The sequence below is a fragment of the Henriciella mobilis genome (assembly GCF_003576315.1).
GTDB lineage: Bacteria > Pseudomonadota > Alphaproteobacteria > Caulobacterales > Hyphomonadaceae > Henriciella > Henriciella mobilis.
This window is the reverse complement of sequence record NZ_QWFZ01000033.1, coordinates 109,811-135,604: the sequence shown is the minus strand read 5'-3', so window position 1 is coordinate 135,604 and position 25,794 is coordinate 109,811. Positions and strand designations below refer to the sequence as shown.

The window sequence follows — 25,794 nt, the reverse complement described above, 5'->3', positions numbered from 1 at the left end:
CCCGCTAGGGCTCCAGCGGCGGAATTTCCATCGTCCCGGCGCCGACAAAACGCAGCACCGCCTGGGTGCGGCTGTGCACGTTCAGCTTCTCGAAACAGCGGCGCACATAGGTGCCGACCGTATGTTCGGACACGCCGAGCAGGCGCGCAATCTCGGTGTTCGACTTGTCGTGCACCATGGCGACCAGGACCTGCAGCTCGCGCCGCGACAGCGTATCCATGCGCACCGTCTCGAGCTCCCTGAGGCGGTAGAAATACTCCGAGAAGAGAAACTTGATCCGGCGCAGGTCCGCCGGGGTCAGGTCCGGGCGTTCCTCCTCGAAGGCGGCAACGAAATAGGCAAAATCGCCGGGCTTGGAATAGACGGGCGTGGTCACCCCGTCATGGAAGCCCGCTGCGCGCATCACGTCCAGGACCGATGTGCCGCGATCATTGAAGTCGAGCGAGGCTTCCAGCGTCAGGAAATGCACCGGCATGCCGAGTGTCATGGCCGCATACATGATCGGATCGTCGCCGGCCATCTGCTGGCGATAGGCGGCTCTCACACTCTCCGGCCAGGTCGAAAGGATGGGCAGCTGTCTGGTGGATGCGGCGCCGCCGAAGGGGAAGGTGTAACCCGATAGGGCGGTGGCCCCGATCGATTCAAACGTCTCGATCAGCACCTCGTCCAGGTCATCCCGGGACGTGCAGCGGTAAATTTCATTGAGATAGGCCGAGAGGTCCAGCACGAACCCAGCTTTCGTTTCTTCTACCGTAAGTAAACTATGCCATTCTCAAATAACTCAATAGTCAATGGCCGGGTTTATTCCCGCGGCCCCGCCATTCAACTTGCCCTGAAGGTTTTTTGCCTGTGATTTCTGGTGCTTCTGGCGATTACCAATTGCGCTGAACCGGCCAGGATTTTTTTGGGACGTCGAGGCCCCACCCGGGGCGGCGCTATAAACTGGGCAGGCTGCCGGCACCCCCGCCAAGAAATCGCACAATCGCCTGTGTGCGGTTATTCACGTCGAGCTTTTCGAAACAGCGGCGTACATAGGTGCCGACCGTGTGCTCCGACACGCCAAGCTCACGCGCAATCTGCGGGTTGGACTTGGCGTTCACGATGGCGACCATCACCTGGCGTTCGCGCAGGGAAAGCTCGTTGACACGCACATCGGTGAGCTCGCGATAGCGGAAATAGTATTCCGAGAAGAGGAATTTGATGCGCCTCAGCTCGGCCGGGCGGATATCATTGCGCTCTTCCTCGAAGGCGGCGGCAAAGCAGGCGACATTGCCGGGCCGTGAGATGACCGGAGTGATGACACCGTCGACCAATCCGGCCGCAAACATTGCAGCGACGAAGGTCTGCCCCTTCTCGTTCAGGTCCATTTTCGCCGTCAGTGAGCGGAAGTGGACCGGTATGCCGAGCGCCATGGCCGCATTCATGAGCGGATCGTCCCCGACCATGATGTCGCGATAGACAGCCCGCACAGAGTCCGGCCAGGTCGAAATGATCGGCAGGCGCTGATCATCATCATAGGCACTGACCGGAAAGTTGTATCCCGACAGCGCCGCGACGCCGATGCGATTGCATGTGTCGATCAGGACCTCGTCCAGAGCTTCCTTTGTCTGACAGTCGGAAACCGCTTCCAGATAAGCCAGGAGTTCCATGTGCACTTCCCGCAAATTTTGCTAATGACGCGACGTAAGCCTGTTCGGCGCCGCTTCAATGCGGGAAGGGCAGTTCAACTGGCCCGAAAAGCAGTCAGGCCTGCGCCGCGCCCTGCAAGGCCCTGACCTGTGACTTCTGGCGCTTCTGGTGTTTGTTGTATGCGCTGAGCAGGCCGAGTTTCCTAGGAACATCGCGGCCTTCGGACAGCGCCTCGATCGCCATATAGTTCCAGGCCTGCTGGCCGAGGGCATTGATCATCTTGAACAGGCCGATGCCGCTGTCCGGCCCGAGGAAGCCCGGCCCAAGCCGCATTGTCTTCGCGTGGTTTTCAAGCCGGTCGATCTCACCGGCCAGCATCTTCGCCGGTCCGCGCGGATCGGTGCAGAGCGGCGCGCCGAGACCGATCATGTCTGCAAGGCCGGCCGATACCGCTTCCTCCATCGCCACCTTCGAGCGGAATCCGCCAGTCGCCATGACCGGCATCGAGGCCTCCTCGCGGACCTCACCGGCATAGTCGACGAAGAAGGCTTCGCGCGCCTTGGTGCTCTCGCGCACGGGCTGGTACTCGGCGGCCTCGAACCCCTCGATGCCGAGCAGCTTGGGCTGTTCGTAATTGCCGCCGGAGACTTCCAGCAGGTCGATCTTCTTTTCCGACAGCCAGCGCACCACCTGGCGGCATTCCTCGAAACTGAAGCCGCCGGTCTGGAAATCGGCCGAATTGAGCTTCACGCCGACCGGGAAGTCCGCCCCGACGGCCGTGCGGACCGCGTCGACCGTCTCGAGCAGCAGGCGCGCGCGATTCTCAAGGTAGCCACCCCATTCATCCTCGCGCTGATTGGCGCGCGGATTGAGGAACTGGCTGATCAGGTAGCCATGCGCGCCGTGGATCTGCACGCCGTCAAACCCGGCCTCGCGTGCCACGCTGGCGCAAAGCGCAAAGCCCTCGATCACCTTGCGGATGTCTTGGCCGTCCATTGCGACGGGCGTGCCGAACTGGCCGCCGGGCAGGTCGAGCGGTATGGCGGACGGCGCATGCGGGGCCGGATTGACCAGCTTCGGCGTCTGGCGCCCGGCATGGCTGATCTGCATCCACATCTTCCCGCCGCGTTCCTGTCCTGCCGCTGCCCAGGCCTTGAGGGCCGCCATATGATCGGCATCGGGGCGGCCATCCACCACGACATTGCCGGGCGATTCCAGGTGGCGCCGGTCGATCAGCACATTCCCCGTCAGAAGCATGCCGCAGCCGCTCTCGCTCCACGCCCTGTAGAGCCGGGCATGGCCTTCGCCCGCGCGATTGCCGACGGCGATCTGTTCGGTCATCGCCGCCTTGCACAGGCGGTTGGGAAGCTGCGCCCCGCAAGGCAGGTCAAGCGGTTGCTCAAGAATGCTGGTCATGGACGGGTGGCCCTCCCTGAATTGTCCGAGCCGGAACCATGGCCCGGCGCGCCCGAACCGTCCAGAGTTGCTTTTTCGCGATCTGCCCCCTAATGAAACCCCTCAAGCCAGACCCGGAAAAGGACAGAGGCAATGGATTTCGCCCGCACACATTTCGCGACGACCTTCCATTCTGCCCGGGCCTCTTTCCATGTCTGCCTTTCTCACCCTCGACCAGCTGTCGCTTGCCAAGCCTGACGGCACACCGCTTTTCGAAAACCTCACCCTGTCTGCCGGCGCTGAGCGGATCGGCCTTGTCGGACGCAATGGCTGTGGCAAGTCCACGCTGATCGCGGCGATTGCCGGAGACGTGCAGCCTGCGCGCGGGGCCATCCACACGCATGGCCGCTTCGCCCGGCTGGAACAGCGCTTTGACGAGACGCTCACCGTGGCTGAAGCGCTTGGCGTCGCGGGGGCGCTTGCCTGCCTCGCCCGGATCACCGCCGGAGACGGCACCGAAGACGATTTCGAGACCGCTGACTGGACGCTGGAAGCGCGCCTCGGCAAGGCGCTGGCCGAAACCGGGCTCGACGCCATGGCGCTCGACCGGCGCCTTGCCACCCTGTCGGGCGGAGAACGCACGCGGGTCGGCCTGGCCCGCCTCCTGCTCGCCGAGCCGGGCCTCATCCTGCTGGACGAGCCGACCAACAATCTCGACGCTGACGGCCGCGCTGCCGTCACGGCGCTGATGCAGCGCTGGAGTGGCGGCCTCATCGTCGCAAGCCATGACCGCGCCCTCCTGGAAACCGTCGACCGGATCGTCGAGCTGACCCCGGTCGGCTGCACCGTCTTTGGCGGCGGCTGGCGCGCATTTGCCGAAGCGCGTGAGGCAGCCCGCGCCCGTGCCGCGCAGGACGCCGAAACTGCCGCCAACAAGCTGAAGTCGACAGAGCGCAAGGTCCAGCAGGCGCGCGAGCGCAAGGACCGCTCGGATTCGCGCGGCCGCGCCGTTCGCGGCACCGGCAGCCAGCCCAAGATGCTGCTCGATGCCCGCGCCGAACGGGCCGAGGCCACGGGTGCGCGCGGCCAGCAGCTTGCCAGCCGCCAGCTCGGCGAGGCCGAATCCGCCCTGTCGGAGGCCGAGGCGCGGCTGGACATTATCACCCCGCTGCACATTGACCTGCCCGCCTGCTCCCTGCCCGCCAGCCGCCAGCTGCTGACGGTCTCGGGCGTCTCCATGAGCTTCGGGGACCGCCCCCTGTTCGGCCCCCTGTCCTTCGAGATGCGTGGGCCGGAGCGGGTCGCGATTGCCGGGCCGAACGGGTCGGGCAAGTCGACGTTGCTAAAGCTCATCACCGGGGACCTCGCCCCCACCTCCGGCACGGTGACCTGCCACACAGGCCGCATCGCCCTGCTCGACCAGCATGTCAGCCGCCTCGACCCGGCCCGTTCGCTCATCGAGAACATGAAGGCGCTCGCCCCGGCCCTCAACGACAATGAAGCGCGCGCCCAGCTCGCCCGCTTCGCCTTTCGCGGCGAGGATGCACTGCAGGCGGTGGGCACGCTGTCCGGCGGCGAACGCCTGCGCGCCGGACTGGCCGCTGCCTTTGCTTCGCCGGAGCCGCCGGAACTCCTCCTGCTCGATGAGCCGACCAACCATCTCGACATCGACGCCGTGGACCTCCTGGAAGCCGCCCTCCAGGCCTATGACGGCGCCATCCTCGCCATCAGCCACGACCAACGCTTCCTCGACGCCATCGGCGTTGAACGGCAAGTTGCGTTGTAACCGCGCCGATTTCGCTTTCAGCCAGAGGTTGGCGTTCCTATGTATCGGGTATGAGGAAGGCACGGTCGCGCGCGCGGCGCAGATTGTCAGGACTGGACCCGCTAAGCTGGAGCATCTTTGCGGTCCTGGTCGTCTCACTTTTCTTCAAGCGGCTCGTCGATGCCTGGGGAACGGTCACCGCCCGGGACTGCGACGAGCAGCACATCGCCTTTATCGGCCCGACACCGGCCTTCGACGGCCCGATGGAATGGCTTCTGGTCATAGGGCTCGCCGGCGCGGCGCTCCTTCTTGTCCAGGCCCTGGACAATCTGCTCACGCGAGACGTCCGTCCGAGCTTCTGGATGCTATGGCTGGTAAATCTCGCGCTCGCTGGCGCGCTTGTCTGGGCGTTCCTCATTGCCTGGGCCTTCTTCAATCCCTCTGCAGGCGCCGCGAGGCCGGTCTTCCAGTTCAGCGCGAGCCTTGCGCCGCAGCAGCATTACGGAACGCCCATCCGGGTCGCAGAACAAGAATATGCCAGCGAAGGCGACTGGATCTGGGACGAGGCCACGCGGTCATGGACCAACGAACCGCTTGGCCTGATCCGGCGCATAGAGCCGGTCCGCACCTGCGAGCCCGCCGAAATGCGCCGGGCGCAGCTTGCGCTGATCTACGGCGAGCACATGCCCGACGGGCGCCCGATTGCCGGCCTCGACGAGCGCGAGCTGACCAAGGCGCGCCCCGGCTACACACTCTACGATCTCAACGGCAATTATCTCGTCACGCTTGGCGAACCATATGTCCAGCGCTCGACGCTCACCCGCCAGCGCGATGCCGCCTATGACGCGGACAAGGCGGCGATGTCGCCCGAAGAGGCCGAGCGGCGCTATTTCGAATGGGTCCGGGACGAGTATCTGACGCCGCGCCCCGAACCGCGCCAGCCGCCGCCCCGCCTGTCGCGCAAAGAGATCGACCAGATCGTCGCTGAAAGCTGGGGCGATGAGCGTCCGTCATGGTATGAGAAGGAATGAAGCTCACCCTCCATGCCTATTGCCACAGCGTCTATTGCTGGATAGCGCGGCTTGCGCTGGCGGCGAAGGGTGTGGCGTTCGAGTACGTCGAAATCAATCCGTTCACGGACAAGAGCTGGACGCGCCACCCCTTCGGCAAGGTGCCGCTGCTGGAAACGCCGAAAGGCGACCTGTTCGAGACTGCTGCGCTCACGCGCTTTGTCGACGAAGCCCTTCCAGGCCCTGCATTGATGCCGGAGGCCCCTTTCGAGCGGGCACGCGTGCACCAGATCGTGTCGCTGATGGATGCCGAGGGCTGTCGCCCGCTGGTCCATCCAATTGCCGCCGAGGGTTATTTCCGCAGGCGCGCCGGCGGTCGGCCGGATCCGGCAACGGTCGAGGCCGGCCTTGCAGCCGCGCCGCGCCTTCTGGAGGTGCTTGAAACCTTGCTTCCGCGGCAAGGCCTTGCAGGGACCGGACAGCTCAGCCTCGCTGACATCCATGCCGCTCCAATGATCGACTATGCCCTGCTCGCGCCGGAATCCGCCGGCTTGCTGGCGCCATATCCTGCGCTTGCTGACTGGTTTGCCACCGTCAGTACGCACGATGCCTTCAAGGCGACGCGGCCCGACCTGCCGCCCCTGGACGTCGCCGTTTCCTGAACGTCGCCACAGCGCCGCACGCGCTCACGCTGTCGTGACTTGCGGGCTGCGTTCGGCCGGTGCACGAACAGCCCGACATGAAAGCCTGAAGACGCCTTCTGCGCCACGGATCATCCGCACGGCCATGAAGCCGGCCCCGGGAGACCGGTTGCGCCGGACGTTTTTCCTATGGGCCATGCCCGCTTTCACGGACATCACGACATGTACACCAACTCACCCGACAATCGTTACGGGTCCCTCGCCGCCGAAATCTACGACATCGACAAGCCTTTCGGGAAGCTCCCGGACACGGCCTTCTACCGGGACGCGCTGAAGGGGCTCGACGGGCCAATCCTGGAGCCGGCCTGCGGGTCTGGCCGCACGCTCGTTCCGCTCGCCGAGGCGGGCCACGAGATGTGGGGCTTCGACACCTCCGCGGAGATGCTGGCGCAGGCCGAAGCGCGCTGCGCGAAGGCCGGCGTGCGCGCCAGGCTGAGCCAGCAGGGCTGGTCGGACTTCACCTACGACCGGCTCTTCTCGGCCATCATCCTGCCGGTCGCCTCCTTCACCCTGATCGAGGACGCTGACACGGCATTCGACGTACTCGCCCGCTTTCATGCCGCGCTGTCGCCGGGCGGCCTGCTGCTCATCGACCTGACACCGCTCGGCACGCTCGCCCCGGTTGAAGACGACCGGCGCAGCTGGGTGGCGGAGAATGGCGACCTGCTCACCCTTCACGCCGTGCGCACGGAAACCGACTGGACGAAGCAGGCCTTCCGCCTGTCTGTCCGCTACGAACGCTGGCGCGAGAACCGGCTGGTCGCCGCCGAGCTCGAACCCATGGTGATGCGCCAATGGGGCATCGAGGAGTTCCGCATGGCGCTGGAGCGGGCGGGCTTTACCGATGCGCGATGCCATGGCGACTACAGGCGCGGCGAGCCGCCGGGGGCCGGGACGCATATGGTGACCTGGGAGGCGCGAAAGCCGGCCTAGCCGCGCCGCGGGCGGCGCCAGCCATCGTCTCCGATTGTCTCCGCAGATTTCCATGCTACGCTTGTAGTGAAACAGGGAGCGAACTCATGCGGATCAATCTTCGGGCTGGCGTCGTCCTGCTCGCCGTCTCCTCGGTCCTTGCCGGTCCCGGACACGCCGACCGCGCGGAAGACGAAGCGGCGTTGCGTACGCTCAAGACTGAAACCTGGCCAGCCATCTACGCCTCTAACGATGCCGAGGCGCTCGACGCCTTCCTTGCGGATGACTTCGTGCTCATTGCAGGCGGCAGCGTCACGCCAAAGGCAAAGGAGGTCGACTGGATGCGCAACAATCCGTGGGACGCGCCGGAGGACTTCCGCTACGACGTCGAGGGTGTCGTCTTTATCGGGCCGGACGCCGCCATCGTCTATGGGCGGGGCCTGAGCACACGGGCAACCGAGAACGGGGCGCCGTGCGCGCACAGCTACTGGTCAAGCAACACCATCCGGCGCGAAAACGACCGCTGGCGCCCGGTCTCCTCACACGTCTCCGACGTCACCTGCGATCCGCTCGCCCCCTAGCCGCGCCGCGCGCCCTGCCCGCCATCGACGCGTAGCAGCATGCCGGAGATGAATTTCGCCTCCTCGCTGACGAGGAACAGGGCGGCGTGGGCGGTGTCCCAGCCGGTGCCCATATGGCCCATGGGCACCATGGCCGACCGCTCCTCGCGAAGCGCCTCAGGCGAGATGCCGCGCCGCTCTGAAATGCCTTCGATCGCCATCGGCGTGTCGATCAGGCCGGGCAGGATGGCATTGCAGCGCACGCCCTTCCTTGCTGCCGACAGGGCGACCGCTTCGGTCATCCGGTTCATCGCGGCCTTGGACGTCTCATAGGCCATCATGTGATGGCCGGCGATGGAGGCGAGCGAGGAGATGTTCACGATGGCGCCCGCACCCTGTGTCTCCATGATGGGCAGGCAGGCCCTGGTGACCAGCCAGGCCGACTTGAAGTTCACCGCCATGATCCGGTCGAACGCCTCTTCGGTGAGGTGTTTGGCCGGGGCGTCGCCCGCGCCAATGCCGACATTGTTGACCAGCGCGTCGATCCGGCCATACGTCTCGAGCGTCAGGCGGGCGATGTTCTCCGCCTCGTCGGCCTTGGCGACATTGACCGCAAGCGCGAGCGCATCGCCGCCCTCCTCGCGGATCGCCGCCACGGTGGCATCGGCGCGTTCAAGCTCCCGGTCGACGCAGACGACGCTTGCGCCGGCACGCGCAAAGAGCATGGCGCAGGCCTTGCCGTTGCCGATGGTCGAGCCGGGCGTCTGGCCCGCGCCGGTGACGACCGCGACCTTTCCGGCCAGCCGCCCCGAAACGTCGATATCGCTCATTTCCTGAGATCCGGGTCGAGGGTGAGGCCCTCGTCGAGCTGGATGCCGAGCGAGTTCAGCAGCATCGAGACCTGGGTGTACTGGCCGACCGTCAGGACGAGGTCGATCTTCTGCTTCTTCGAGAGGAAGGCGAGCCGTGCCCAGGTCGCATCCGTGATGAAGGCATCGCTTGTCAGCTCGTCGGTGGCCTGGAGAAGGGCTGCGTCTTCCTTGCTCCACCCCTCCGCGTCCGGGCCGTCCTTGATGCGCGCGATCTCGGTACGGGTCAGCCCGCAATCGAGGCCGATCCGCTCATGCTGGGCCCATTCATAGCCGGATTTCCAGTTGAACCCGGCGCGCAGGATGACGAGTTCGCGCTCACGCGGGGGCAGGTCATTGTGCTCGGACAGGATGTAGCCGCCATACACCATGAAGCGCTTATAGGCTTTTGGTGCGCGCGCGAGCGTGCGGAAGATGTTGAACACCCGGCCCTGCTGGAAGCGCTGGCCGAGCATCTCCTTCTGCTCCTCGCCCATCTCCTCATCCTTGAGCGGCGCAATCCGGGGTTTGTCCAAGCGCATGCGGTGTCCTCCTGCTTTTTGCCGGGCAGTAAAGGACCGCACCCCGGCAGAGGCAAGCCTCCCGCCACGAGAGTTAGAACCGCAGCAGGGCGCGAAGCTCGCTTTCGATCTCTCTCGCGAGTTCGCGAACCTTGTCCGACCGGTCGCCAGATGTCCCGTACTTCACACCGGTGTCCTGTCCCATCCAGTCAACCAGCTCGATAACCTCGCGCAGCATTTGCTTGTCCCGGTTGGCAAAGTAGAAGTTGCCGTGCTCACGCATGGCATGGAGAACATCCATCCGGCTCTGGAATTGATCCAGGAAGACCGGCGCATCGGAGCCGAGTTCAGCTTTGAACTGATCCCACATCTCGCGACCGGCTTCCGTCTCGAAATGCCGCTTCTGCATGATCAGTTTGAAGAGCGCATGCGTCGCGCGCGGCGAGGGGCGCTGGCGGAGCAGCTGCACCGCCTGCAGCTGGGCATAGGTGAATTCGGGGACACTGCGGATCGCTTCCAGCGTGGCGACGATATAAGGCACGTCAGCCTGGCTGAAGCCGTCAATATCATCGCGAAGTTCCTGAAGAATCCGCTCGAGTTCAAGCTTCTGCCGCCGGGCAAATGACCTGTCGTCCAGTGAACGGCGCAGTTTCGTGTCAGCATTATCTGCAAGAAGCTGGGCGAGCTGCCGCAGCTGTTCGATGGGCGTACCGACCAGCACCTCGTACTGTCCGACCATCCAGCGGGCACCCGCCTTTACATCCGGGTTTTCGGAATGGACCAGTTCGCTCAGGCGACGCGGATTGTAGGGATTTTGATCCCAACTCAGCTTTTTACGCTCATCGACATGCTGCTGGACAAGCTGCCTGAACCTCGATTTGGGAACCAGCTCTCCTGCCTTGCGGTCGTATCGCATTCCGTTCTCGAAGAAGGCCGCTTCGGTGAATGGGTCAAACACGTCCAAATGCCCAACCTTGTAGAATTTCTTGTCCGCCCGCGAGCGTTGCCACAGTCCGATCGCCTGGAAGAGCGCCGCCATGATGACGAGGTCGACCATGGCGCGGGCGGCGAAGGTCAGGTGCTTGGCGAGCGGATTTTCGCTGGTCGTGGCATCATAGGGCGTCTGGATGTCAACATTGTAGATCTCCCACCAGTCGACGAAGGGCACGGCCTTGGCCAGTTCCGCGCCGAAGAAGCGCAGCCAGTCGAAGAAGGCATTGTGCGTCGAATAGCGCTCATCAAACGCAAAGGATTCCGTCCAGCCCTGAAGCTGGTGCAGCGCCAGCGGGACAAGGATGAACAGCGAGGCATAGCCCAGCAACGCCTCGTCCTTTAGGTCGTTATCGAAGCCGACATGGATCTCGCTTCCGCGCGTCGTGCGCAGCCGCGAGGCGGTTTCCCGGTCCTCCTCAACCCAGGCCCAGCGCCGGCCGAGCGCCACCGCGATCAGCATGGCCATGCCGATCGGGATCAGTCCCCATGGCGGCGCGAGGACAAAGCCGAGCGCGCTTAGCGGCAGGATGACGATCAGCACCAGCAAGTGCGGCGTGAACCAGACAGCCCCGTGCTGGGTTGCCCCCGACAGGGGCGCAACGAGACGGACGAGAATGGAATCAAGCCGGCTGACCAGTACGCCAGGCGTCAGAGCCGCGACGCCATTGACCCTGAGATTGCCGAGGGCGGCATCATCTTCCTCACGCCGTTCGCGCCAGTTGTTGACGACGCGCATCAGGTGCGGCGACAGGATGATGGCGAAGAAGACCATCAGCACCACAAAGGTGATGAAGACGCCAAAGTCTTCCTTCATCTCGAACTTCCCGCCCGCCGCCGCCCAGGCAAGCAGCACAAGTCCGGCGATCAGGACAAAGCTCGTCCAGAAGCTGAATTCGCTGACAACGTCGGAACGCAACATCTGTCCCTTCGCATCGCCAGGGCGCTGGGCCGCTTCGAGCCGGGCCTGCCTGTAGAAGCCTGTCAGCAGTGGCACGAAGGCCGAGATGAAGCATGCAAGGAAGCCGATCAGGTGAATGAGGCGCGTCTCCTCGCCGGCGATCCGGAGCGGCAGGGGACCGACCCAGCCACTGGCCGAAGAGGCGTAGGCGACGACGCAGAGCCCGGCGAGGCTCGCCGAAAGATATACGAAGAATTCTATGAAACCGTGCTTGACGCGTCTGACCTGCTCAGGTGTTCGCGCCCGAAGCGGCGTCGCCATCGCTTGTGAGTACGGGATCCAGACGGCTTCCAGTCTCAACAATTGAGCCAGCAGTAGAAGGGACGGGAGAAGACCTGTCAGGACCAGCCCTGCCGGCGTCAATCGCTCAGCGGCCACGATCCCCGCGCTGCCGGACATGACCATGGCGACCATCGCGGCACCCGTCGCCGAGAGGGCCGCCAACACCGTAAACATGTTGTGGTCACCGCGTCCTGACCGCGACTCCTGCACCCTACCCAGCCCCATCGTTGCGCCTCCGAAATGAAGTTGTAGCGCAACTTACCCTTGGTTGAGAAGATGGGACTTGGGCGGGCCCGCCTTTTCCGGCGGTCTACACCTGACTGGCCAGCCAGGCGGTGTAGCCGGCATAGCCGGCCAGCATCAGGGCGCCTTCGCCGCGGGTGATCCGGTGGCCGGTCCGCGCGAGCACGATCAGTGCGCCGGTCGCCGCCAGCATGACCCAGATATCGACCGCCATGATCTCACGCGGGATGGGGATCGGCTGGACAAGGGCCGTCACGCCCAGGATGCCGAACACGTTATAGATGTTCGAGCCGACAATATTGCCGAAGGCGACATCGTTCTGCCCGCGCAGGGCTGCGACAACGGAGGTGACGAGTTCGGGCAGCGAGGTGCCGATCGCGACAATCGACAGGCCGATAATCGTCTCGGAAATCCCGAACCGGGTGGCGAGGCCCACCGCCCCGTCGATCAGCAGCGACGCGCCGAGAATGGTGAGCGCGAGGCCACCGACGGTGAGGACCAGGGCAAGCACGCCGTGCGGTTCGGCAGGTGCGATTTCGGTATCGACACCGGGCGCAGACCCGGCCGGGGCGCGCCGCTCCTGCCAGATCGCGAAGCCGAGATAGGCGACGAGGCCTGCAATGAAGACAAGGCCGGACAACCGGTCGAGCACACCGCTCATCACGACCGCCAGGCAGACCAGCGCCGATATGGCGAGCACCGCCCCGTCACGCTTCAGCGCGCCGCTGTCGACGAGCACGGGCTTCAGCATCGCGGCAAGGCCGAGAATGAGCAGGATGTTCGCAATGTTCGAACCGACCACATTGCCGGTCGCCACACCCGGAGAGCCCGCCATGGCGGCCTGCAGGCTGGTGACAAGCTCAGGGGTGGAGGTGCCGAAGCCGACCAGGGTGAGCCCGATCAGCAGCGGCGACACGCCGAGTTTTCGGGCAACGGATACCGCGCCGCGGACAAAGAGGTCGCCGCCAATCAGCAAAAGCGCGAGGCCGGCAAGAAGGGAGATAACAAGCATGGGAAAAAGAAGGGTTTCGGATTTGGTCGTCCGGCCGCCGTCGCGCGGGGGCTCGTCGTTTCTGACACGGGCCGGACGTCGAACCCCTCATATGCTTCTAGCTGCGGCGGACTTCAAGGCGGGCCTGATTGCTCCCCATGCGGATTAAATTTCATTTAGCCAGGTCGCGCCTCTTCCGCCCTTCGCGGACTCTCTCCATATGACGTCGCGCGGACACTGAGCCCCGCGGACCAGGCTACGGGCCCCGGTCCAACTCTTACCCTGAATGGAAATGCGCAGATGAGCGCACGTAATAAATACATTGTGGCAGCCGTTGCGGCTGTCGCTGTCATTGGTGGCGGCGCCGCCGTCGCCTACTATTCGAACACCCGCACGGCTCCCGAGCCACTGGTGACCGAACAGGTCGAAGACGCCGCCGGTCTCGACCTTGCCGAACTGGAAGCCTCGGTCGAAGCCGAAGCCGTCGCGGTCGAAACCATCGTCGACGCCGCTGATGAGACCCTTGCCGCCGATGAGACGATCGCAAGCGACATTCTCACCGATACGGTAACGGCCCAGCCGGAGACGCTGCCGGCCGAAGTGCAGCCTGAATAGGCGCTTTGCCGATCTGCCTATGGTCATCGCCGCCCGGCGCCCTTACATGGCTCGTCTCGAACAGAGCATGATGAAGGCCTCGACACGGCGATGACCGAACTTTCCGTCAATCTCAATGCGGTCGCCCTCCTGCGCAACCGGCGGGACCTGCCCTGGCCGAGCGTGACCGGCCTCGGTCGGATCGCGCTAGAAGCCGGCGCCAACGGGCTGACGGTTCATCCGCGTCCGGACGAACGCCACACCAGGCGCAGCGACCTGCCCGCCCTGCGCGCGCTGATCGACAATGAGTTTCCCGAGCGCGAATTCAACATCGAAGGCAACCCGACCGAAGACTTCCTTGAACTGGTCGAGGACATTCAGCCGGAACAGGTCACGCTCGTTCCGGACGATCCCGGACAGGCAACCTCGGACCATGGCTGGAATTTCCGGGCCGACGGCGCGCGCCTGCACAAGATCGTGGCGCGCCTGAAAGTCACCACGGGCGCGCGCATCTCGCTCTTCGCCGATGCGGACCCGGCGCAGATGGATGCCGCCGCCGGAACCGGCTGCGACCGCGTTGAACTCTATACCGGCCCCTATGGCAGCTGCCATGACGATCCGGAAGCGGCTGCCCGGGAGCTGGAAAAGCTCGCCCAGACGACCGAGGCCGCCATGGCACATGGGCTTGGCGTCAATGCCGGCCACGACCTGACCGTCGAGAACCTTGCCCCGCTCGTCCTGCGCATCCCGGATCTTGCCGAGGTCTCCATCGGGCACGGCCTGACCGCCGATGCGCTGATCCATGGCTTGGCCGAAACGGTGCGCCGCTTCCGGCGCGCTTGCGGACAGGATGCCTGAAGACGCTCACAGCCATTGGATGGCCTGCCCGACCGCACTCTCCCAGGCGGCCTCGTCTTCGACCGACCACGGATCACAGGGCAGCCAGTCCGGCGTCAAGGGCAGGTCGGCTGGCACGCCGCACGGCCATGAGGCGCGGCCATCCGGCGCCAGACAGGCGCCTGCTTCCATCAGCAGACTGAAATAGTCGTGTACGGCGCACCAGGCGGCCATCGGGCCGGCGCCGTCCGGCAATGTGCTTTCTACCCGCTCAAGGAGAGCGATGGCCGCGACCTCGCCCGGCTCCGGCGCCGCGGTCATGTCCGCCCGCTTGCCGATCCGCGCGAGCGCGGTCTCCAGCTTGCGGGCTTCATCCTCCCAGGCGGCGGCCTCGTCCAGCCGGTTGAGCCCGGCAAGCGCCAGCGCCCAGGCACCATGGCGCTCAAGCCGCGCTTCCGGCGTTTCGGCCAGAAGGTCGCCCTTGCGGATGCCAAGCCAGGCGGCCCAGGTCTTCGCCGTCGACGCCGACACCCGGGCGCGGGCGGCGGCACACTCAAAGGTCTCGCCGGTTCGCAGCGCCGTCTCCAGCGTCCGCACCTTCAGCATGCGGCCAAGCGGCATTCCGGCCATGAGGGGTCTGGCGTCCTGGGTCATGTCGATGGGCGCAAGATTGCCACGGCACCGGCCGGGGGCGGACGAATTTTCGCGGAGGCCTTCGCCAGCGGGGCCGATAGCGGGAAAAGGCACCGTCAAGACATCTCGCCGGATACGGTCAGCCTGCAATCAGACCGGAATCATACTGGAATTGTACTGGAATCATACGGAAATAAGACTGTCTCGGCGGCGGACCATCCGGTGGAGGGGCACCGGACTTTCCCCCGCTTATGAAGATGCTTTTCCGCCGGACATTACGAGGCCTTTTTCAGCCGGTCCCGCATCAGTTCCAGCCATGCCGCCTGTTTGTGAAGCTCGCTGACCAGATCGTCCGGGTCGCCTTTCGCGATCAGTTCGTCGAGCCAGATGCGGGTCACGCAGGTCTGGCTCTCAACCCAGTCCAGAATACGAACCCTGCCCGGCTCCGATTGCGTCGCTCCGCGATCCGATTGCGCTTTCCCGCGCTCCGAGCCGTTCGCCAGATGCTGTTGCCATGCCATCGTCATCGCTTTCCCTCTAAATTGCGAATAGTTCTCATTTGCACGCAATTCGGCGCGCGCGTCAAGAGGCTTTGGACTTCCGCTAGGGAAAGGGCGTGCTTTGACCTAGTGGAAAGCCTTGACCCGCACGTCAACCAGCGGCCAATACCGGGGCAGTCAGAGACAAGAACGAGTACAGATATGGCAGACGGGTTCCTCTCACTCAGCAATGACTTCGAAACCGCAACGGAAGCCGACTGGCTGGCCGCTGTCGAAAAGTCGCTGAAAGGCGGTGGCCTGGAGCGGATTACGCGCAAGAGCGACGATGGAATCGCCATCCGGCCCCTCTATCGGGAAGACGGTTTTGCCAGCGCAACCGACCCGCTCGGCGCGCCCGGCGCCGCCCCCTACCTGCGCGGCGCCAAGGCCGAACCGGACGCTTACCTGCCCTGGGACATCCGCCAGGCCTTTACTCATCCCGACCCGGAGACAACCAATAGCGAGATCCTGCGCGACCTCGAACGCGGCGTGTCTTCTGTAGAACTGTCGGTCGATTGCACGGGCGAGCACGGCTGCGCCATCGAGGATGCCCACACGCTGTCGCTCGCGCTCGAGGGCGTGCGCGCCGACATTGCCACCATCGCGCTCGACCATCGCGGCAAGGGATCGGGCACATCGGTCGCCGCGCTCCTTGCCCTGTGGGGCGAAGACAAGGGCGCGTCGGATGCGCTGAAGTTCGCCTTCAACATCGACCCGATCGGCCTCCTCCTTCGCAAGGGGTTCGTCGAGGGCGGCATGGATGCGGCTTTCGTGCGCACCGCCGAACTCGCCAACGTGCTGGCCCTTCGCTATCCGAAGGCAACCACGCTGCGGGTCGACGCGCGCGCAGTCCACGAGGCAGGCGGCTCGGAAGCGCAGGAACTGGGCGGCCTGATCGCCCATGCTGTCGACACGATGCGGCGGCTGGAGGCAGCAGGATACGACATCAAGGCCTTCCCCGAACAGGCGCTGTTCACGCTCGCCACCGGCGCCAATTACGGGCTGGAAATCGCCAAGCTGCGCGCGGCCCGCCGCCTCTGGGCGCGGGTGCTGGAGGTCATGGGTCTCGATTCCGAACCCATGCTGCTGCAATCGGTCAGTTCCGCCCGCATGCTGACCCGCTACGACCCGTGGGTGAACATGCTGCGAAACACGGCCGCCTGTTTCGCAGGCTCCGTCGGCGGCGCCGATATCGTCACCGTACGGGCCTTCAACGAAGCCCTCGGCGTGCCGGAAGAACTCGGCCGCCGCACCGCCCGCAACACGCAGATCATCGCCATGGAGGAGTCCGGCCTCGGCCGCGTTGCCGACCCGGCCGGCGGGGCCTGGTTCGAGGAGACAGTCGCCACAGACCTCGCCGAAGCAGCCTGGGCCGTCTTCCAGGAAATTGAGCGCGAAGGCGGTCTCGTCGAAAGCCTCTCGGCCGGCAAATTCCAGAGCCGGATCAAGGCTGTACGGGACGAACGCTTCAAGGCCATCGCGAAACGCAAAGTGCCTGTGACCGGCGTCAGCGAGTATCCACTGATCGATGGTGTCGACGCCCCGGTCGCCGAAGCGCACCAGAAATCTGACGCAACGCGGGTCTCGAATGAGGGGCTCAAATCCTTCCTGCAGGACCTGCCCGACCGCTCGGGCGCCGACACGACGGCCGAAGCGCTGGCTGCCATTCACCTCGCCCGTGACTTCGAAACCCTGCGGGACCGCGCCACCACCCATGAACACAAGACCGGCAAGCGCCCGTCCATCTTCATCGCGACGCTGGGTCCACTTGCCGAACACAATGCCCGCGTCGACTTTGCGCGCAACCTCTTCGCCGCTGGCGGGATCGAGGGCAAGGAGGCCCCGTCGCTTCCGGAAGCCGCGGACGACATCGCCGCCGGGTTCAAGGCCTCCGGCTGCCACATCGCCGTCATTTGCGGCAGCGACAGGCGCTACGAAACCGAAGCCGCCGACGCCGCTCGCGCGCTGAAAAAGGCCGGCGCCCAACGCGTCTTCATCGCCGGCAAGTTCGAAGCTGCCTATAGTGACACCAACATCTTCATGGGCTGCGACGCCGTCGAGGTCCTTGAGCTGGCACAGGCCGAACTGGGAGTTGCCAAATGACCACCTTCCCCGATTTCACCAAACTCGACCTCGGAACGCCGCATGCGAAGGCGCCATCCGGATCCCGCAAGCGCACGCTTGAGACGCCGGAAGGCATCGATCTCGCGACGGCCTACTCCGCCGCCGACACGGTCGGTCTCGACTATCTCGATGACTATCCGGGCCTTGCCCCCTTCGGCCGCGGCCCCTACCCGACCATGTACACCCAGCGGCCCTGGACCGTCCGGCAATATGCCGGCTTCTCGACCGCCGAGGACTCCAACGCCTTCTACCGCCGCAACCTCGCCGCCGGTCAGAAAGGCCTGTCGGTCGCCTTCGATCTTGCAACCCACAGGGGATATGACTCTGACCATGTTCGCGTGACAGGCGATGTCGGCATGGCCGGTGTGGCCATCGATTCGATCTACGACATGCGCACGCTCTTCTCCGGCATCCCGCTCGACCAGATGTCGGTGTCGATGACGATGAACGGCGCGGTGCTGCCTATCCTCGCGCTCTATATTGCGGCGGCAGAGGAACAGGGCGTGAAGCCCGAACAGCTCGCCGGGACCATCCAGAACGACATCCTGAAGGAGTTCATGGTCCGCAACACCTATATCTATCCGCCCAAGCCGAGCATGCGGATCATTTCGGACATCTTCGCCTACACCTCTGAAAAGATGCCGAAATATAACTCCATTTCCATCTCCGGCTATCACATGCAGGAGGCCGGCGCGACGGCTGACCTGGAGCTGGCCTACACGCTCGCCGACGGCATCGAATATATCCGCGCCGGGCTCGATGCCGGGCTCGATATCGACAAGTTCGCCCCGCGCCTGTCCTTCTTCTGGGCCATCGGCATGAACACCTTCATGGAAGTGGCGAAGCTGCGTGCGGCAAGGCTACTCTGGGCCAAGCTCGTCCAGCAGTTCAATCCGAAGAACCCGAAATCACTGTCGCTGCGCACCCACTCGCAGACCTCCGGCTGGTCGCTGACGGCGCAGGACGTCTACAACAATGTCATCCGCACCTGCCTTGAAGCCATAGCGGCGGTCGGCGGGCAGACCCAGTCGCTGCACACCAACAGCTTCGACGAAGCGCTGGCCCTGCCAACGGATTTCTCCGCGCGCATCTCGCGCAACACGCAGCTCTTCCTGCAGCAGGAAGGCGGCGCCTGCCAGACCATCGACCCCTGGGGCGGCTCCTACTATGTCGAGCGCCTGACCCACGATCTTGCCGCCAAGGCGCTGGAGCATATCGACGAGGTCGAGAAACTCGGCGGCATGCGCAAGGCCATCGAGGAAGGCGTCCCCAAGCTGCGTATCGAGGAAGCGGCCGCCCGCACGCAGGCCCGCATCGACAGCGGCGAACAGACCGTGGTTGGCGTCAACAAGTTCCTGCTCGACCAGGATGAGGACGTACCGGTGCTGAAGGTCGACAATGCCACGGTGCGCCGCATGCAGCTCGACAAGCTCGCCCGCCTCAAGGCCGACCGCGACCAGGCGGAAGTCGACACCAAGCTCGACGCGATCGCTGCCGCCGCTGAAAGCGGCAAGGGTAACCTGCTGGAACTCGCCGTCGATGCCGCCCGTGCCAAGGCAACGGTGGGCGAAATCTCGGAAGCCGTCGAACGCAGCCAGGGCCGTCACCAGGCCGTCATCCGCTCGATCAAGGGCGTCTATGGCGGCTCGATCGGCAAGGACGAAAAGGCCAATGAAGCCCGGGCGCTCGCCGAAGACTTTGCAAAGAAGAAGGGCCGCAAGCCCCGGATTTATATCGCAAAAATGGGCCAGGACGGACACGACCGCGGCCAGAAGGTCGTTGCCTCGGCGCTGATGGACCTCGGTTGGGAGGTCGAGATCGGCCCGCTCTTCCAGACCCCGGAGGAAGCAGCCCGCGATGCGCGTGAGGCGGGCGTCGATATTGTCGCCGCCTCCTCGCTGGCGGCCGGCCACCTGACGCTGATCCCCGAGCTGCGCCGCGCCCTCGGCAATGAGGGCGCCGCCAGTACCCAGATTATTGCTGGCGGGGTTATTCCGCCCGGTGACTATGACGCCCTGCGGGCCGCAGGCGCGTCGGCGATCTTCCCGCCCGGCACGGTCATTGCAGATGCGGCGCGTACCATGCTGGAGTCGCTGCAGGACGACCCGGTCAACACAGCCGCGGAGTAAGCCCTGGCCAAATGGATCAAGAAACTGCCATGGCTGGTCGACGGCCTCGTCGTCCTGTCATGCCTGAGTGTTCTGGGTTCTCATCTTGCCCGGCAGCACTGGTTTTTTGACGCCGTCGCACAATTCCTGCTGCCCTCGATCTGGGTGCTGGTGGCCGCGCCGGTCCTGCTGGTCGCCTTCATGCTGTGGCCGCGCATCAGCCTGAAGCATGGCGGGTTCATTCCGCTAGCCCTGGCCGGCCTCATCTCGGGTGCGCCGATCCTGCATGACCCCGTCATCCCGGTCCCGGATGGCGCGGTGAAGCTGAAGGTCTACCAGCACAATATCTATGTCGAGAACATCGTCTTCGAGCGCATCGTCAACAAGGTCGAGCGCGAGGATCCCGACATCATCGCCCTCGTCGAGGCCCGTGACGACACGCTGGCGCCATGGGAAGCCCGGCTGCAGGAGCGCTGGCCCTATATGGCGAAAGCACAGACGCGGCGCTACAGCTGGGCCCGGCTTCGCCTGTTCTCGAAATACCCGATCAAGGACTATCAGGTCCGCAAGCGCGACTATGAGCCGGCAACGCTGCATGCCCGAGTCGAGACGCCGAATGGCGAGATCACCGTCGTCGTTGCCCACTTCACGCGCCCCTGGCCCTTCAAGGAGCCGGAAGCGCAGATGCGCCACTACCGGGCACTGAGGACAATGCTCGATGGCATTGACGGTCCGCTGGTTGTCCTGGGTGACTTCAACTCGGTGCCCTGGGGCCGGATCGGCCGGCGCATGCAGGATGATCTCGGCTTCCACCTGGCCAATGAGCGCTGGGCCGGCACCTGGCCGGGCCGGGTGAACATTGACGACATGATGGATACGCCCGGCCTCGCCCGCTTCCTGACCATCCCGATCGACCTTGCCTTCTGCCGGGGGGGTCTTGTCTGCAACAATCACAGCGTCGGCGAAAATCTGGGCTCGGACCATCGCCTGACCCAGTTCGACATCTGGGTCCCGGAGCCGGGCGCGCTGACGCTCGATGACGGCGACGGAGAAGAAGGCGCCAGCTCGCTTGCGCCCTGCCGCGGTGCATGCGAGACTCCGCCCAAGCGACCCCGTGTAAACTGATCAAGGAATGCCTTCATGAAAGCTCTGTACGCGATGGCAGCAGCTGCCTGCCTGCCGCTCGCCGCGCAGGCCGGACCGGTCACACCCAGCGATGTGGAAGCGGTACTCGAAGCCTATGGCGCCGAGATCGCCAGTTCGACCGGCGTTGGCCAGGATGCCCATGTGATCAATGCCCGGCTGAACGAGCGCTCCATGTATGTGCGCCTTGATGAGTGCGACCAGTTCGATGAGTGCGGTATCGTTGTGATGTTTACGGCCTTCGAGATCGACGGCGACATCGACGAAGAAACGCTGCTCAAGACGAACCGCTACAATGACAGCTTCCCGATCGGACGGGCCTTCGTGTTCCCGGCCGAGGATGGCGACGGCAACCTTGTCGGCATCGACTATGTCATCGACGTGTCCGGTGAGTCGGTTATCGATGGCGGCGACGTCCAGCGCTTCGAGCAGGCCGTGAACACCTATGTGAAGCACTGGGTGAACGACTGACAGCCGGGCGGAAGACCGACTGATGCGTGACGTTCCTGACCTTGATACATTCCAGTCCATGGCGGAAGACGCCTATGCCGGCCTGCCCGAGTCTTTCCGGCAGGCTGCCGGCCGGATCGTGATCCACGTTCAGGACTTTGCCGACCGCGATGTGCTGAGGGATCTCGGCATCTCAAATCCGATGCACCTGACCGGTCTCTATCAGGGCATTCCGCTGATCCATGACAGCGTGACGTTTCCAAGCCCGGAATCGGCGCGCATCTTCCTTTACCGGCGCCCCCTCCTGGCGGAGCTGCAGACACGTCCGGATGTGACTCTCAGCGAGCTGATCGAACATGTCGTGATCCACGAACTCGGCCATCATTTCGGCTGGTCGGACGAGGAAATGCACGACCTGCTGGATGAAGCCGGACACGATCATTGAAGCAAATCCGTCGCCCTGCCTTGCCCTTTACGAGCTTCGGTCGATAGATTTGCAAAAACCGAGGGTGAGGGAGGAGACTCAGCAATGAAGGCATTCGCCGATCAGGATGCGACGGCCCTGGCCGATCTGGTCCGGAAGAAGGAAGTCACACCGGGCGAACTGCTCGATGCTGCCCTTGAAAGCGCCCAAGCGGCGCAAGAGCCGCTCAACTGCTTCTCGCAAATCTTCGAGGATCATGCGCGCGAGCAGATCGCGGCCGGGCTTCCCGACGGGCCATTTGCCGGGGTGCCCTTCGCGACCAAGGATCTTGGCGTCCGCCTCAACGGGCTGCCGCTGACCAGCGGGTCGCGCGCCTTCAAGGACACCGTCGCCGATTTCGATTCCACGCTGACCCAGCGCTACAAGGCTGCCGGTCTCGTGATTTTCGCCCAGACGACCAGTCCGGAATTCGGACTGACCACCTCCACCGAAAGCGCGCTCTATGGCAAGACGCGCAACCCCTGGAATACCGAGCGCACTTCGGGCGGCTCATCGGGCGGCGCGTCCGCCACGGTGGCGTCCGGCGTCCTGCCCATGGCGCATGCCAGCGATGGTGGCGGCTCGATCCGCATTCCGGCGGCCTGCACCGGGCTGGTCGGCCTGAAGCCCTCGCGCGGACGTGTTCCCATGGGCCCGCCGCTCAGCGAGAACTGGTTCGGCCTGTCGACCAATCACTGCGTCTCCCGCAGCGTTCGCGACAGCGCCGCCCTGCTCGATGCGACGCAGGGGCAGGAACGGGGCGGACGCTATATCGCCCCGCCGTCGGGCACCAGCTATCTCACCGCCGCCCAGCGTGACCCGAGACCGCTGCGCATCGCGCTCTGGCGAACCGCGCCCAACGGGATCACCCCGGACAAGGAAGCCACCGCCGGCCTCGACGCCACGGCGAAACTGCTGGAATCGCTCGGCCATACGGTCGAGGAAGCCGGCCCGACCCTCAACGGCGAAGCGCTCGGCAAGGGCATGATGATGATCGTGTCCTCCGCCATGGCGGCGATTGCCGACGAGCGCGAGCAGGCCTTCGGGCGCAAGATCGGCGCGGACGATTTCGAGCCGGTCTCCCTGCGTTTCATCGAATTCGGGCGGACCATCCCGATGGCCGAACTTGTCCGCACCAACAATGCCTTCCTGCAGGCGGCCTTCGAGTTCGAGACCTTCATGGACCATGGCAATTACGATCTGGTCCTCGCCCCGACCCTGTCGCGCCCGCCAGTCGAGCTCGGCGTGCTCAGCCTCGATCCGGAGGACATGGACGCCTATGGCGAAGCCGTGACAAGCTTTGCGCCCTGGTGCCCGGTGTTCAACCAGACGGGCTGGCCCGCCATCTCGCTGCCGCTTCACCAGACCGCCGACAATCTGCCGCTTGGCATGATGTTCGGCGCCCGTCTCGGCCGTGAGGACCTGCTCTATTCCATCGCAGGCCAGATCGAGCGGGCCACGCCGTGGATTGGCCGGCGTCCGCCTGTCTGGTTCGACTGAGTTCATGAACGATACGCTGACCACCCATGCTGGCGGCTGCCATTGCGGCGGCGTGCGCTTCGAGGTCGACCTGCCCGGTCATGTCGAGGTCGAGGACTGCAATTGCACGATCTGCGCGATGAGCGGCAATGACCACATCATCGTCCCGGCCAGCCGCTTCCGGCTGCTGCAAGGCGAAGACCTGCTGACCGAATACCGCTTCAATACGGGCACGGCCCGCCATCTCTTCTGCCGGGTCTGCGGGATCAAAAGCTTCTACGTCCCGCGCTCCAATCCGGACGGTTACGGCATCACCTGGCGATGCCTCGATGACTGGCAGGCGATGGACGCGAAGATCACCAATTTCGACGGGCAGAACTGGGAAGCCAACGCGGCGCGTCTGGCCCACAAGTCCCGCGGATAGACTTAGCCTCTAGTCCGGCTGGTCATCCAGCGGCGGCGGCGGACCGTTATGGTGGCCTCGCGGACCATGGCCGTCTTCGCCGAACCGGCCGTGCCAGGCGCGGCGCCGAGCTTCCATCCTGTCCATCCACGCGACGAGCTCTGCGCGCTGGTCTGGCGACAGGGTCGCCAGTTCTTCGGACAGGACCGCGTGGAAAGACCGGGTCAGCTGCTCATCGGCCGCCCGGATATCTTCAAACGCCTGCTGGAGGGCCGCCGGGTCGAACGGATCAGCCGCGAGCGCATCCTTCAATTGCTGGCGCGCACGATGCTTCTCCCGCATATAGGGCGCCGCCTCGCGTAGCCCTTTGCGGAAAGCCGCGCGCATGTCCTGCCGGGCCCCGTCCGGGAGAACCGATTCGAGCGCGCGCGCGATGACAGCATCCTCGCCGCCGCCGCGCGGCCCGCGTTCAACTGGCGTATTGCTGCCACGCCCGACCGTGTTACCGATCCAGAGACCGACCAGAAGGGCATTGGCGATGAGCGAGATCACCAGCACGATGCCTAGGGTCGAGAGCGCTCGCTGCTGGCTCATCCGCTGACCTCCTCGACATAGGCATCGAAGCCGCCATAGCCGAGGGCGCCATAGACGAGGTCCTCGCTTGCCGTCTGATAGCCATCATCGGCGGTGGCAGGCGCCGTGAACACACCGGCCGTCAATCCCATCACGAGGGCAGCCGCTGTCGCGCCGGCCGGCCAGCGCAGCCCATTGGGAAACAGGATATCGCCCAAGCGGCCAGCCCAGCTGGCGCCCGGTCTCGCCGCTTGCGGCGCTTCGGCCAGGATACGCGCTGCCAGTCCCGACGGGGCGTCGGGGATATCGGCCTCCGCAAAGGCAAGATCCAGGGCGCGCGCTTCTTCCAGCGCCGCTGCAAACCGGCCGGCATCCGCCGCAAGATGGGCTTCGGCGGCCGCCCGCTCGTCTTCCGGCCAGAAAGCCGGATCGGCGCCATAGGCCGCAATCAGCGCATGGAGGCGGTCATCTGTCATCATCATCTCATTCCTGTTCCGCTGTCACCGGCCAGCTCAAGCCTCAGTTTCCGTCTCGCCCGGGCCAGCAGGCTCTCCAGCGCCTCGACGCTGACCCCCAAAGTCTCCGCCGCTTCGATATTGCCCATCCCTTCGAAGGCGCAAAGGGTGAGCGCTTCTTTCTGGCGCTCCGGCAAAGCATCGACCAGCGCCTTGATTCGGGCACTTGCCTGTTTCTGCGTCAGCGCCTGCTCGGGCCGCAGGGCCAGGTCCGCCTGCTCGGGCAGTTCGTCCATCAGGACCGGCTTCTTCTTCTTCAGGCGGTCACGGCAGAGATTGATCGCCACGGTGCAGGCCCAAGTCGAGAATTTTGCCCGGTCTTCCCAGTCCGGCAGCATCTTCCAGGCCCTGAGGAAGGTTTCCTGCGTCACATCCTCGGCCTCCTGCCGGTCGCGAAGCATGCGAAAGGCCACACGCCAGACGACCGGCATGTGACGATTGACGAGGGCCGACTGTGCCATCCGGTCTCCAGCCGCCGCCCGTGCGATCTCATCTCGTTCGCTGATCGCTGACACCCAGTCAGACTAGCGCGGCCGGCGCAGGTTGCGAGGGAGGAAATTCGCAAACGCTGCTCCGGCCGCCGCCAGATCAAGTTATCGAGGGCCAGGGCCACCACCGCGGCGCGGGCAATCGCCCATAGCGCCATCGCATCGCCGGTCCCGCATCGCCTGCATCTCGTCAGCGGTGATCACACCGTCGCCATCGGCGTCCATGCGGTCGAACATCGGCGCGCCGCGCGCTTCGAATTCATCGGCGCTGATGACGCCATTTCCGTCGGCGTCAGCCTTTTCGAACATGCGCTGGCGCATGGTTTCCATCCGGCGCGCCTTCTCGGCTGCGTGGAAGGCCTGCATCTCGGCCATGCTCAGACCGCCATCACCATTGGTATCGGCCTCGGCAAAGCGCGCCGCCTTGGCCGCCTCTGCTTCTTCTTTCGTGATCTGGCCGTCACCATTGGTATCGAACCGTTCCATCATGTTTGCCATGCCGCCATGATGCGGCTGGGCCGCAGCAAGGCCGGCTGCACCGACGGTCGCTGTGCCAGCCATCAATGCGATAATTGCAAGTGTCTTCATGTCTCGGGTCTTCCTCTTTTCATGCCCCACAGCGTGGAACGAGGAAGCC

At 64.7% G+C, this 25,794-nt stretch carries 27 protein-coding genes; 14 read left to right on the top strand and 13 right to left on the bottom strand.

The genetic code is table 11. The annotated features are described in order from the left end of the window. Positions 1-4: 4 nt before the first annotated feature. From D1227_RS15355 to D1227_RS15345, 3 genes are all read right to left on the bottom strand, one after another. Positions 5-727 (bottom strand): helix-turn-helix transcriptional regulator, encoded by a 723-nt coding sequence (locus tag D1227_RS15355; RefSeq protein ID WP_119405260.1) that lies wholly within the window; start codon positions 725-727, stop codon positions 5-7. A 208-nt stretch (positions 728-935) separates the two neighbouring features. After that, on the bottom strand, positions 936-1,649 hold the full coding sequence (locus D1227_RS15350) for a helix-turn-helix transcriptional regulator (protein WP_119405259.1): 714 nt from the start codon (positions 1,647-1,649) through the stop codon (positions 936-938). Between the two features lie 94 nt (positions 1,650-1,743). Continuing rightward, a complete protein-coding gene (locus D1227_RS15345) occupies positions 1,744-3,045 on the bottom strand; it encodes an NADH:flavin oxidoreductase/NADH oxidase family protein (protein ID WP_119405258.1) in 1,302 nt (433 codons plus the stop codon). A 190-nt stretch (positions 3,046-3,235) separates the two neighbouring features. Between D1227_RS15345 and D1227_RS15340 the strand changes: the two genes are divergently transcribed. The 5 genes from D1227_RS15340 to D1227_RS15320 all read left to right on the top strand — a co-directional run bounded on the left by D1227_RS15340 (position 3,236) and on the right by D1227_RS15320 (position 7,993). Then, on the top strand, positions 3,236-4,810 hold the full coding sequence (locus tag D1227_RS15340; RefSeq protein ID WP_119405257.1) for an ABC-F family ATP-binding cassette domain-containing protein: 1,575 nt from the start codon (positions 3,236-3,238) through the stop codon (positions 4,808-4,810). Between the two features lie 83 nt (positions 4,811-4,893). Next, complete coding sequence (locus tag D1227_RS15335) at positions 4,894-5,820, top strand: hypothetical protein (protein WP_119405256.1); 927 nt, start codon at positions 4,894-4,896, stop codon at positions 5,818-5,820. Continuing rightward, positions 5,817-6,461, top strand: a complete 645-nt coding sequence (locus tag D1227_RS15330) for a glutathione S-transferase family protein (protein WP_119405255.1) — start codon at positions 5,817-5,819, stop codon at positions 6,459-6,461. Before D1227_RS15335 ends, D1227_RS15330 begins: the two co-directional genes overlap by 4 nt. 201 nt (positions 6,462-6,662) lie before the next feature. Then, positions 6,663-7,433 (top strand): class I SAM-dependent methyltransferase, encoded by a 771-nt coding sequence (locus D1227_RS15325; RefSeq protein ID WP_158586672.1) that lies wholly within the window; start codon positions 6,663-6,665, stop codon positions 7,431-7,433. Positions 7,434-7,519: 86 nt separating this feature from the next. Next, entirely contained in the window at positions 7,520-7,993 is a 474-nt protein-coding gene (locus D1227_RS15320) for a nuclear transport factor 2 family protein (protein ID WP_158586671.1), read from the top strand. Here the strand turns inward: D1227_RS15320 and D1227_RS15315 are convergent. The 4 genes from D1227_RS15315 to D1227_RS15300 all read right to left on the bottom strand — a co-directional run bounded on the left by D1227_RS15315 (position 7,990) and on the right by D1227_RS15300 (position 12,829). Next, positions 7,990-8,802: an SDR family NAD(P)-dependent oxidoreductase gene (locus tag D1227_RS15315; RefSeq protein WP_119405252.1), complete on the bottom strand. Its 813-nt coding sequence runs from the start codon at positions 8,800-8,802 to the stop codon at positions 7,990-7,992. The genes D1227_RS15320 and D1227_RS15315 overlap by 4 nt on opposite strands. Continuing rightward, positions 8,799-9,362: a carboxymuconolactone decarboxylase family protein gene (locus tag D1227_RS15310; RefSeq protein ID WP_119405251.1), complete on the bottom strand. Its 564-nt coding sequence runs from the start codon at positions 9,360-9,362 to the stop codon at positions 8,799-8,801. Before D1227_RS15310 ends, D1227_RS15315 begins: the two co-directional genes overlap by 4 nt. 73 nt (positions 9,363-9,435) lie before the next feature. Then, the gene (locus tag D1227_RS15305) at positions 9,436-11,748 is read right to left on the bottom strand and encodes a hypothetical protein (RefSeq protein ID WP_119405250.1); all 2,313 of its coding nucleotides are present in this window, start codon (positions 11,746-11,748) and stop codon (positions 9,436-9,438) included. 136 nt (positions 11,749-11,884) lie between these two features. Continuing rightward, the gene (locus tag D1227_RS15300) at positions 11,885-12,829 is read right to left on the bottom strand and encodes a calcium/sodium antiporter (protein ID WP_119405249.1); all 945 of its coding nucleotides are present in this window, start codon (positions 12,827-12,829) and stop codon (positions 11,885-11,887) included. Positions 12,830-13,108: 279 nt separating this feature from the next. Here D1227_RS15300 and D1227_RS15295 point away from each other — a divergent pair, with 279 nt between their 5' ends. Together D1227_RS15295 and D1227_RS15290 are read left to right on the top strand one after the other, a co-directional pair. Further along, positions 13,109-13,423 carry a hypothetical protein gene (locus tag D1227_RS15295; protein WP_119405248.1) on the top strand — a complete coding sequence of 105 codons (315 nt, stop codon included), beginning with the start codon at positions 13,109-13,111 and terminating at the stop codon, positions 13,421-13,423. A gap of 90 nt (positions 13,424-13,513) precedes the next feature. After that, positions 13,514-14,260, top strand: coding sequence for a pyridoxine 5'-phosphate synthase (locus tag D1227_RS15290; protein ID WP_119405247.1), 747 nt, complete (start codon positions 13,514-13,516; stop codon positions 14,258-14,260). Between the two features lie 6 nt (positions 14,261-14,266). Here D1227_RS15290 and D1227_RS15285 read toward each other — a convergent pair whose 3' ends face one another. Further along, positions 14,267-14,869 (bottom strand): hypothetical protein, encoded by a 603-nt coding sequence (locus D1227_RS15285; protein ID WP_147373330.1) that lies wholly within the window; start codon positions 14,867-14,869, stop codon positions 14,267-14,269. 278 nt (positions 14,870-15,147) lie between these two features. Then, positions 15,148-15,393 (bottom strand): hypothetical protein, encoded by a 246-nt coding sequence (locus D1227_RS15280; RefSeq protein ID WP_147373329.1) that lies wholly within the window; start codon positions 15,391-15,393, stop codon positions 15,148-15,150. A 180-nt stretch (positions 15,394-15,573) separates the two neighbouring features. Between D1227_RS15280 and D1227_RS15275 the strand changes: the two genes are divergently transcribed. The 7 genes from D1227_RS15275 to D1227_RS15245 all read left to right on the top strand — a co-directional run bounded on the left by D1227_RS15275 (position 15,574) and on the right by D1227_RS15245 (position 23,602). Beyond that, on the top strand, positions 15,574-17,514 hold the full coding sequence (locus D1227_RS15275) for a methylmalonyl-CoA mutase family protein (RefSeq protein WP_119405244.1): 1,941 nt from the start codon (positions 15,574-15,576) through the stop codon (positions 17,512-17,514). Beyond that, positions 17,511-19,664 carry a methylmalonyl-CoA mutase gene (scpA, locus tag D1227_RS15270; protein WP_119405243.1) on the top strand — a complete coding sequence of 718 codons (2,154 nt, stop codon included), beginning with the start codon at positions 17,511-17,513 and terminating at the stop codon, positions 19,662-19,664. Before D1227_RS15275 ends, scpA begins: the two co-directional genes overlap by 4 nt. A 150-nt stretch (positions 19,665-19,814) precedes the next feature. Next, positions 19,815-20,768 carry an endonuclease/exonuclease/phosphatase family protein gene (locus D1227_RS15265; RefSeq protein WP_158586670.1) on the top strand — a complete coding sequence of 318 codons (954 nt, stop codon included), beginning with the start codon at positions 19,815-19,817 and terminating at the stop codon, positions 20,766-20,768. Between the two features lie 15 nt (positions 20,769-20,783). Then, entirely contained in the window at positions 20,784-21,257 is a 474-nt protein-coding gene (locus tag D1227_RS15260; RefSeq protein WP_119405241.1) for a YbjN domain-containing protein, read from the top strand. 22 nt (positions 21,258-21,279) lie between these two features. Continuing rightward, positions 21,280-21,681 (top strand): metallopeptidase family protein, encoded by a 402-nt coding sequence (locus D1227_RS15255; RefSeq protein WP_119405240.1) that lies wholly within the window; start codon positions 21,280-21,282, stop codon positions 21,679-21,681. 84 nt (positions 21,682-21,765) lie between these two features. Further along, positions 21,766-23,199: an amidase gene (locus tag D1227_RS15250; RefSeq protein ID WP_119405239.1), complete on the top strand. Its 1,434-nt coding sequence runs from the start codon at positions 21,766-21,768 to the stop codon at positions 23,197-23,199. 4 nt (positions 23,200-23,203) lie between these two features. After that, on the top strand, positions 23,204-23,602 hold the full coding sequence (locus D1227_RS15245) for a GFA family protein (RefSeq protein ID WP_119405421.1): 399 nt from the start codon (positions 23,204-23,206) through the stop codon (positions 23,600-23,602). Positions 23,603-23,611: 9 nt separating this feature from the next. Here the strand turns inward: D1227_RS15245 and D1227_RS15240 are convergent, their stop codons facing one another. The 4 genes from D1227_RS15240 to D1227_RS15225 form a co-directional block, all read right to left on the bottom strand. Continuing rightward, positions 23,612-24,175 carry a periplasmic heavy metal sensor gene (locus D1227_RS15240; RefSeq protein WP_119405238.1) on the bottom strand — a complete coding sequence of 188 codons (564 nt, stop codon included), beginning with the start codon at positions 24,173-24,175 and terminating at the stop codon, positions 23,612-23,614. Further along, entirely contained in the window at positions 24,172-24,630 is a 459-nt protein-coding gene (locus D1227_RS15235; protein ID WP_147373328.1) for a hypothetical protein, read from the bottom strand. Before D1227_RS15235 ends, D1227_RS15240 begins: the two co-directional genes overlap by 4 nt. Before the next feature lie 2 nt (positions 24,631-24,632). Then, entirely contained in the window at positions 24,633-25,130 is a 498-nt protein-coding gene (locus D1227_RS15230) for a sigma-70 family RNA polymerase sigma factor (RefSeq protein ID WP_233350129.1), read from the bottom strand. 132 nt (positions 25,131-25,262) lie between these two features. Then, positions 25,263-25,745 (bottom strand): EF-hand domain-containing protein, encoded by a 483-nt coding sequence (locus D1227_RS15225; protein WP_233350130.1) that lies wholly within the window; start codon positions 25,743-25,745, stop codon positions 25,263-25,265. Between the last annotated feature and the right edge of the window lie 49 nt (positions 25,746-25,794).

Coding starts and splice junctions, on each gene's coding strand:
- D1227_RS15345 (WP_119405258.1), bottom strand. CDS start 3,045: ATGACCAGCATTCTTGAGCAACCGCTTGACCTGCCTTGCGGGGCGCAG.
- D1227_RS15235 (WP_147373328.1), bottom strand. CDS start 24,630: ATGACAGATGACCGCCTCCATGCGCTGATTGCGGCCTATGGCGCCGAT.
- D1227_RS15245 (WP_119405421.1), top strand. CDS start 23,204: ATGAACGATACGCTGACCACCCATGCTGGCGGCTGCCATTGCGGCGGC.
- D1227_RS15305 (WP_119405250.1), bottom strand. CDS start 11,748: ATGTTTACGGTGTTGGCGGCCCTCTCGGCGACGGGTGCCGCGATGGTC.
- D1227_RS15240 (WP_119405238.1), bottom strand. CDS start 24,175: ATGAGCCAGCAGCGAGCGCTCTCGACCCTAGGCATCGTGCTGGTGATC.
- D1227_RS15230 (WP_233350129.1), bottom strand. CDS start 25,130: ATGGCACAGTCGGCCCTCGTCAATCGTCACATGCCGGTCGTCTGGCGT.
- D1227_RS15260 (WP_119405241.1), top strand. CDS start 20,784: ATGAAAGCTCTGTACGCGATGGCAGCAGCTGCCTGCCTGCCGCTCGCC.
- D1227_RS15280 (WP_147373329.1), bottom strand. CDS start 15,393: ATGGCATGGCAACAGCATCTGGCGAACGGCTCGGAGCGCGGGAAAGCG.
- D1227_RS15250 (WP_119405239.1), top strand. CDS start 21,766: ATGAAGGCATTCGCCGATCAGGATGCGACGGCCCTGGCCGATCTGGTC.
- D1227_RS15255 (WP_119405240.1), top strand. CDS start 21,280: ATGCGTGACGTTCCTGACCTTGATACATTCCAGTCCATGGCGGAAGAC.
- D1227_RS15310 (WP_119405251.1), bottom strand. CDS start 9,362: ATGCGCTTGGACAAACCCCGGATTGCGCCGCTCAAGGATGAGGAGATG.
- D1227_RS15295 (WP_119405248.1), top strand. CDS start 13,109: ATGAGCGCACGTAATAAATACATTGTGGCAGCCGTTGCGGCTGTCGCT.
- D1227_RS15350 (WP_119405259.1), bottom strand. CDS start 1,649: ATGGAACTCCTGGCTTATCTGGAAGCGGTTTCCGACTGTCAGACAAAG.
- D1227_RS15275 (WP_119405244.1), top strand. CDS start 15,574: ATGGCAGACGGGTTCCTCTCACTCAGCAATGACTTCGAAACCGCAACG.
- D1227_RS15225 (WP_233350130.1), bottom strand. CDS start 25,745: ATGAAGACACTTGCAATTATCGCATTGATGGCTGGCACAGCGACCGTC.
- D1227_RS15290 (WP_119405247.1), top strand. CDS start 13,514: ATGACCGAACTTTCCGTCAATCTCAATGCGGTCGCCCTCCTGCGCAAC.
- D1227_RS15285 (WP_147373330.1), bottom strand. CDS start 14,869: ATGGCCGGAATGCCGCTTGGCCGCATGCTGAAGGTGCGGACGCTGGAG.
- scpA (WP_119405243.1), top strand. CDS start 17,511: ATGACCACCTTCCCCGATTTCACCAAACTCGACCTCGGAACGCCGCAT.
- D1227_RS15315 (WP_119405252.1), bottom strand. CDS start 8,802: ATGAGCGATATCGACGTTTCGGGGCGGCTGGCCGGAAAGGTCGCGGTC.
- D1227_RS15300 (WP_119405249.1), bottom strand. CDS start 12,829: ATGCTTGTTATCTCCCTTCTTGCCGGCCTCGCGCTTTTGCTGATTGGC.
- D1227_RS15325 (WP_158586672.1), top strand. CDS start 6,663: ATGTACACCAACTCACCCGACAATCGTTACGGGTCCCTCGCCGCCGAA.
- D1227_RS15340 (WP_119405257.1), top strand. CDS start 3,236: ATGTCTGCCTTTCTCACCCTCGACCAGCTGTCGCTTGCCAAGCCTGAC.
- D1227_RS15330 (WP_119405255.1), top strand. CDS start 5,817: ATGAAGCTCACCCTCCATGCCTATTGCCACAGCGTCTATTGCTGGATA.
- D1227_RS15320 (WP_158586671.1), top strand. CDS start 7,520: ATGCGGATCAATCTTCGGGCTGGCGTCGTCCTGCTCGCCGTCTCCTCG.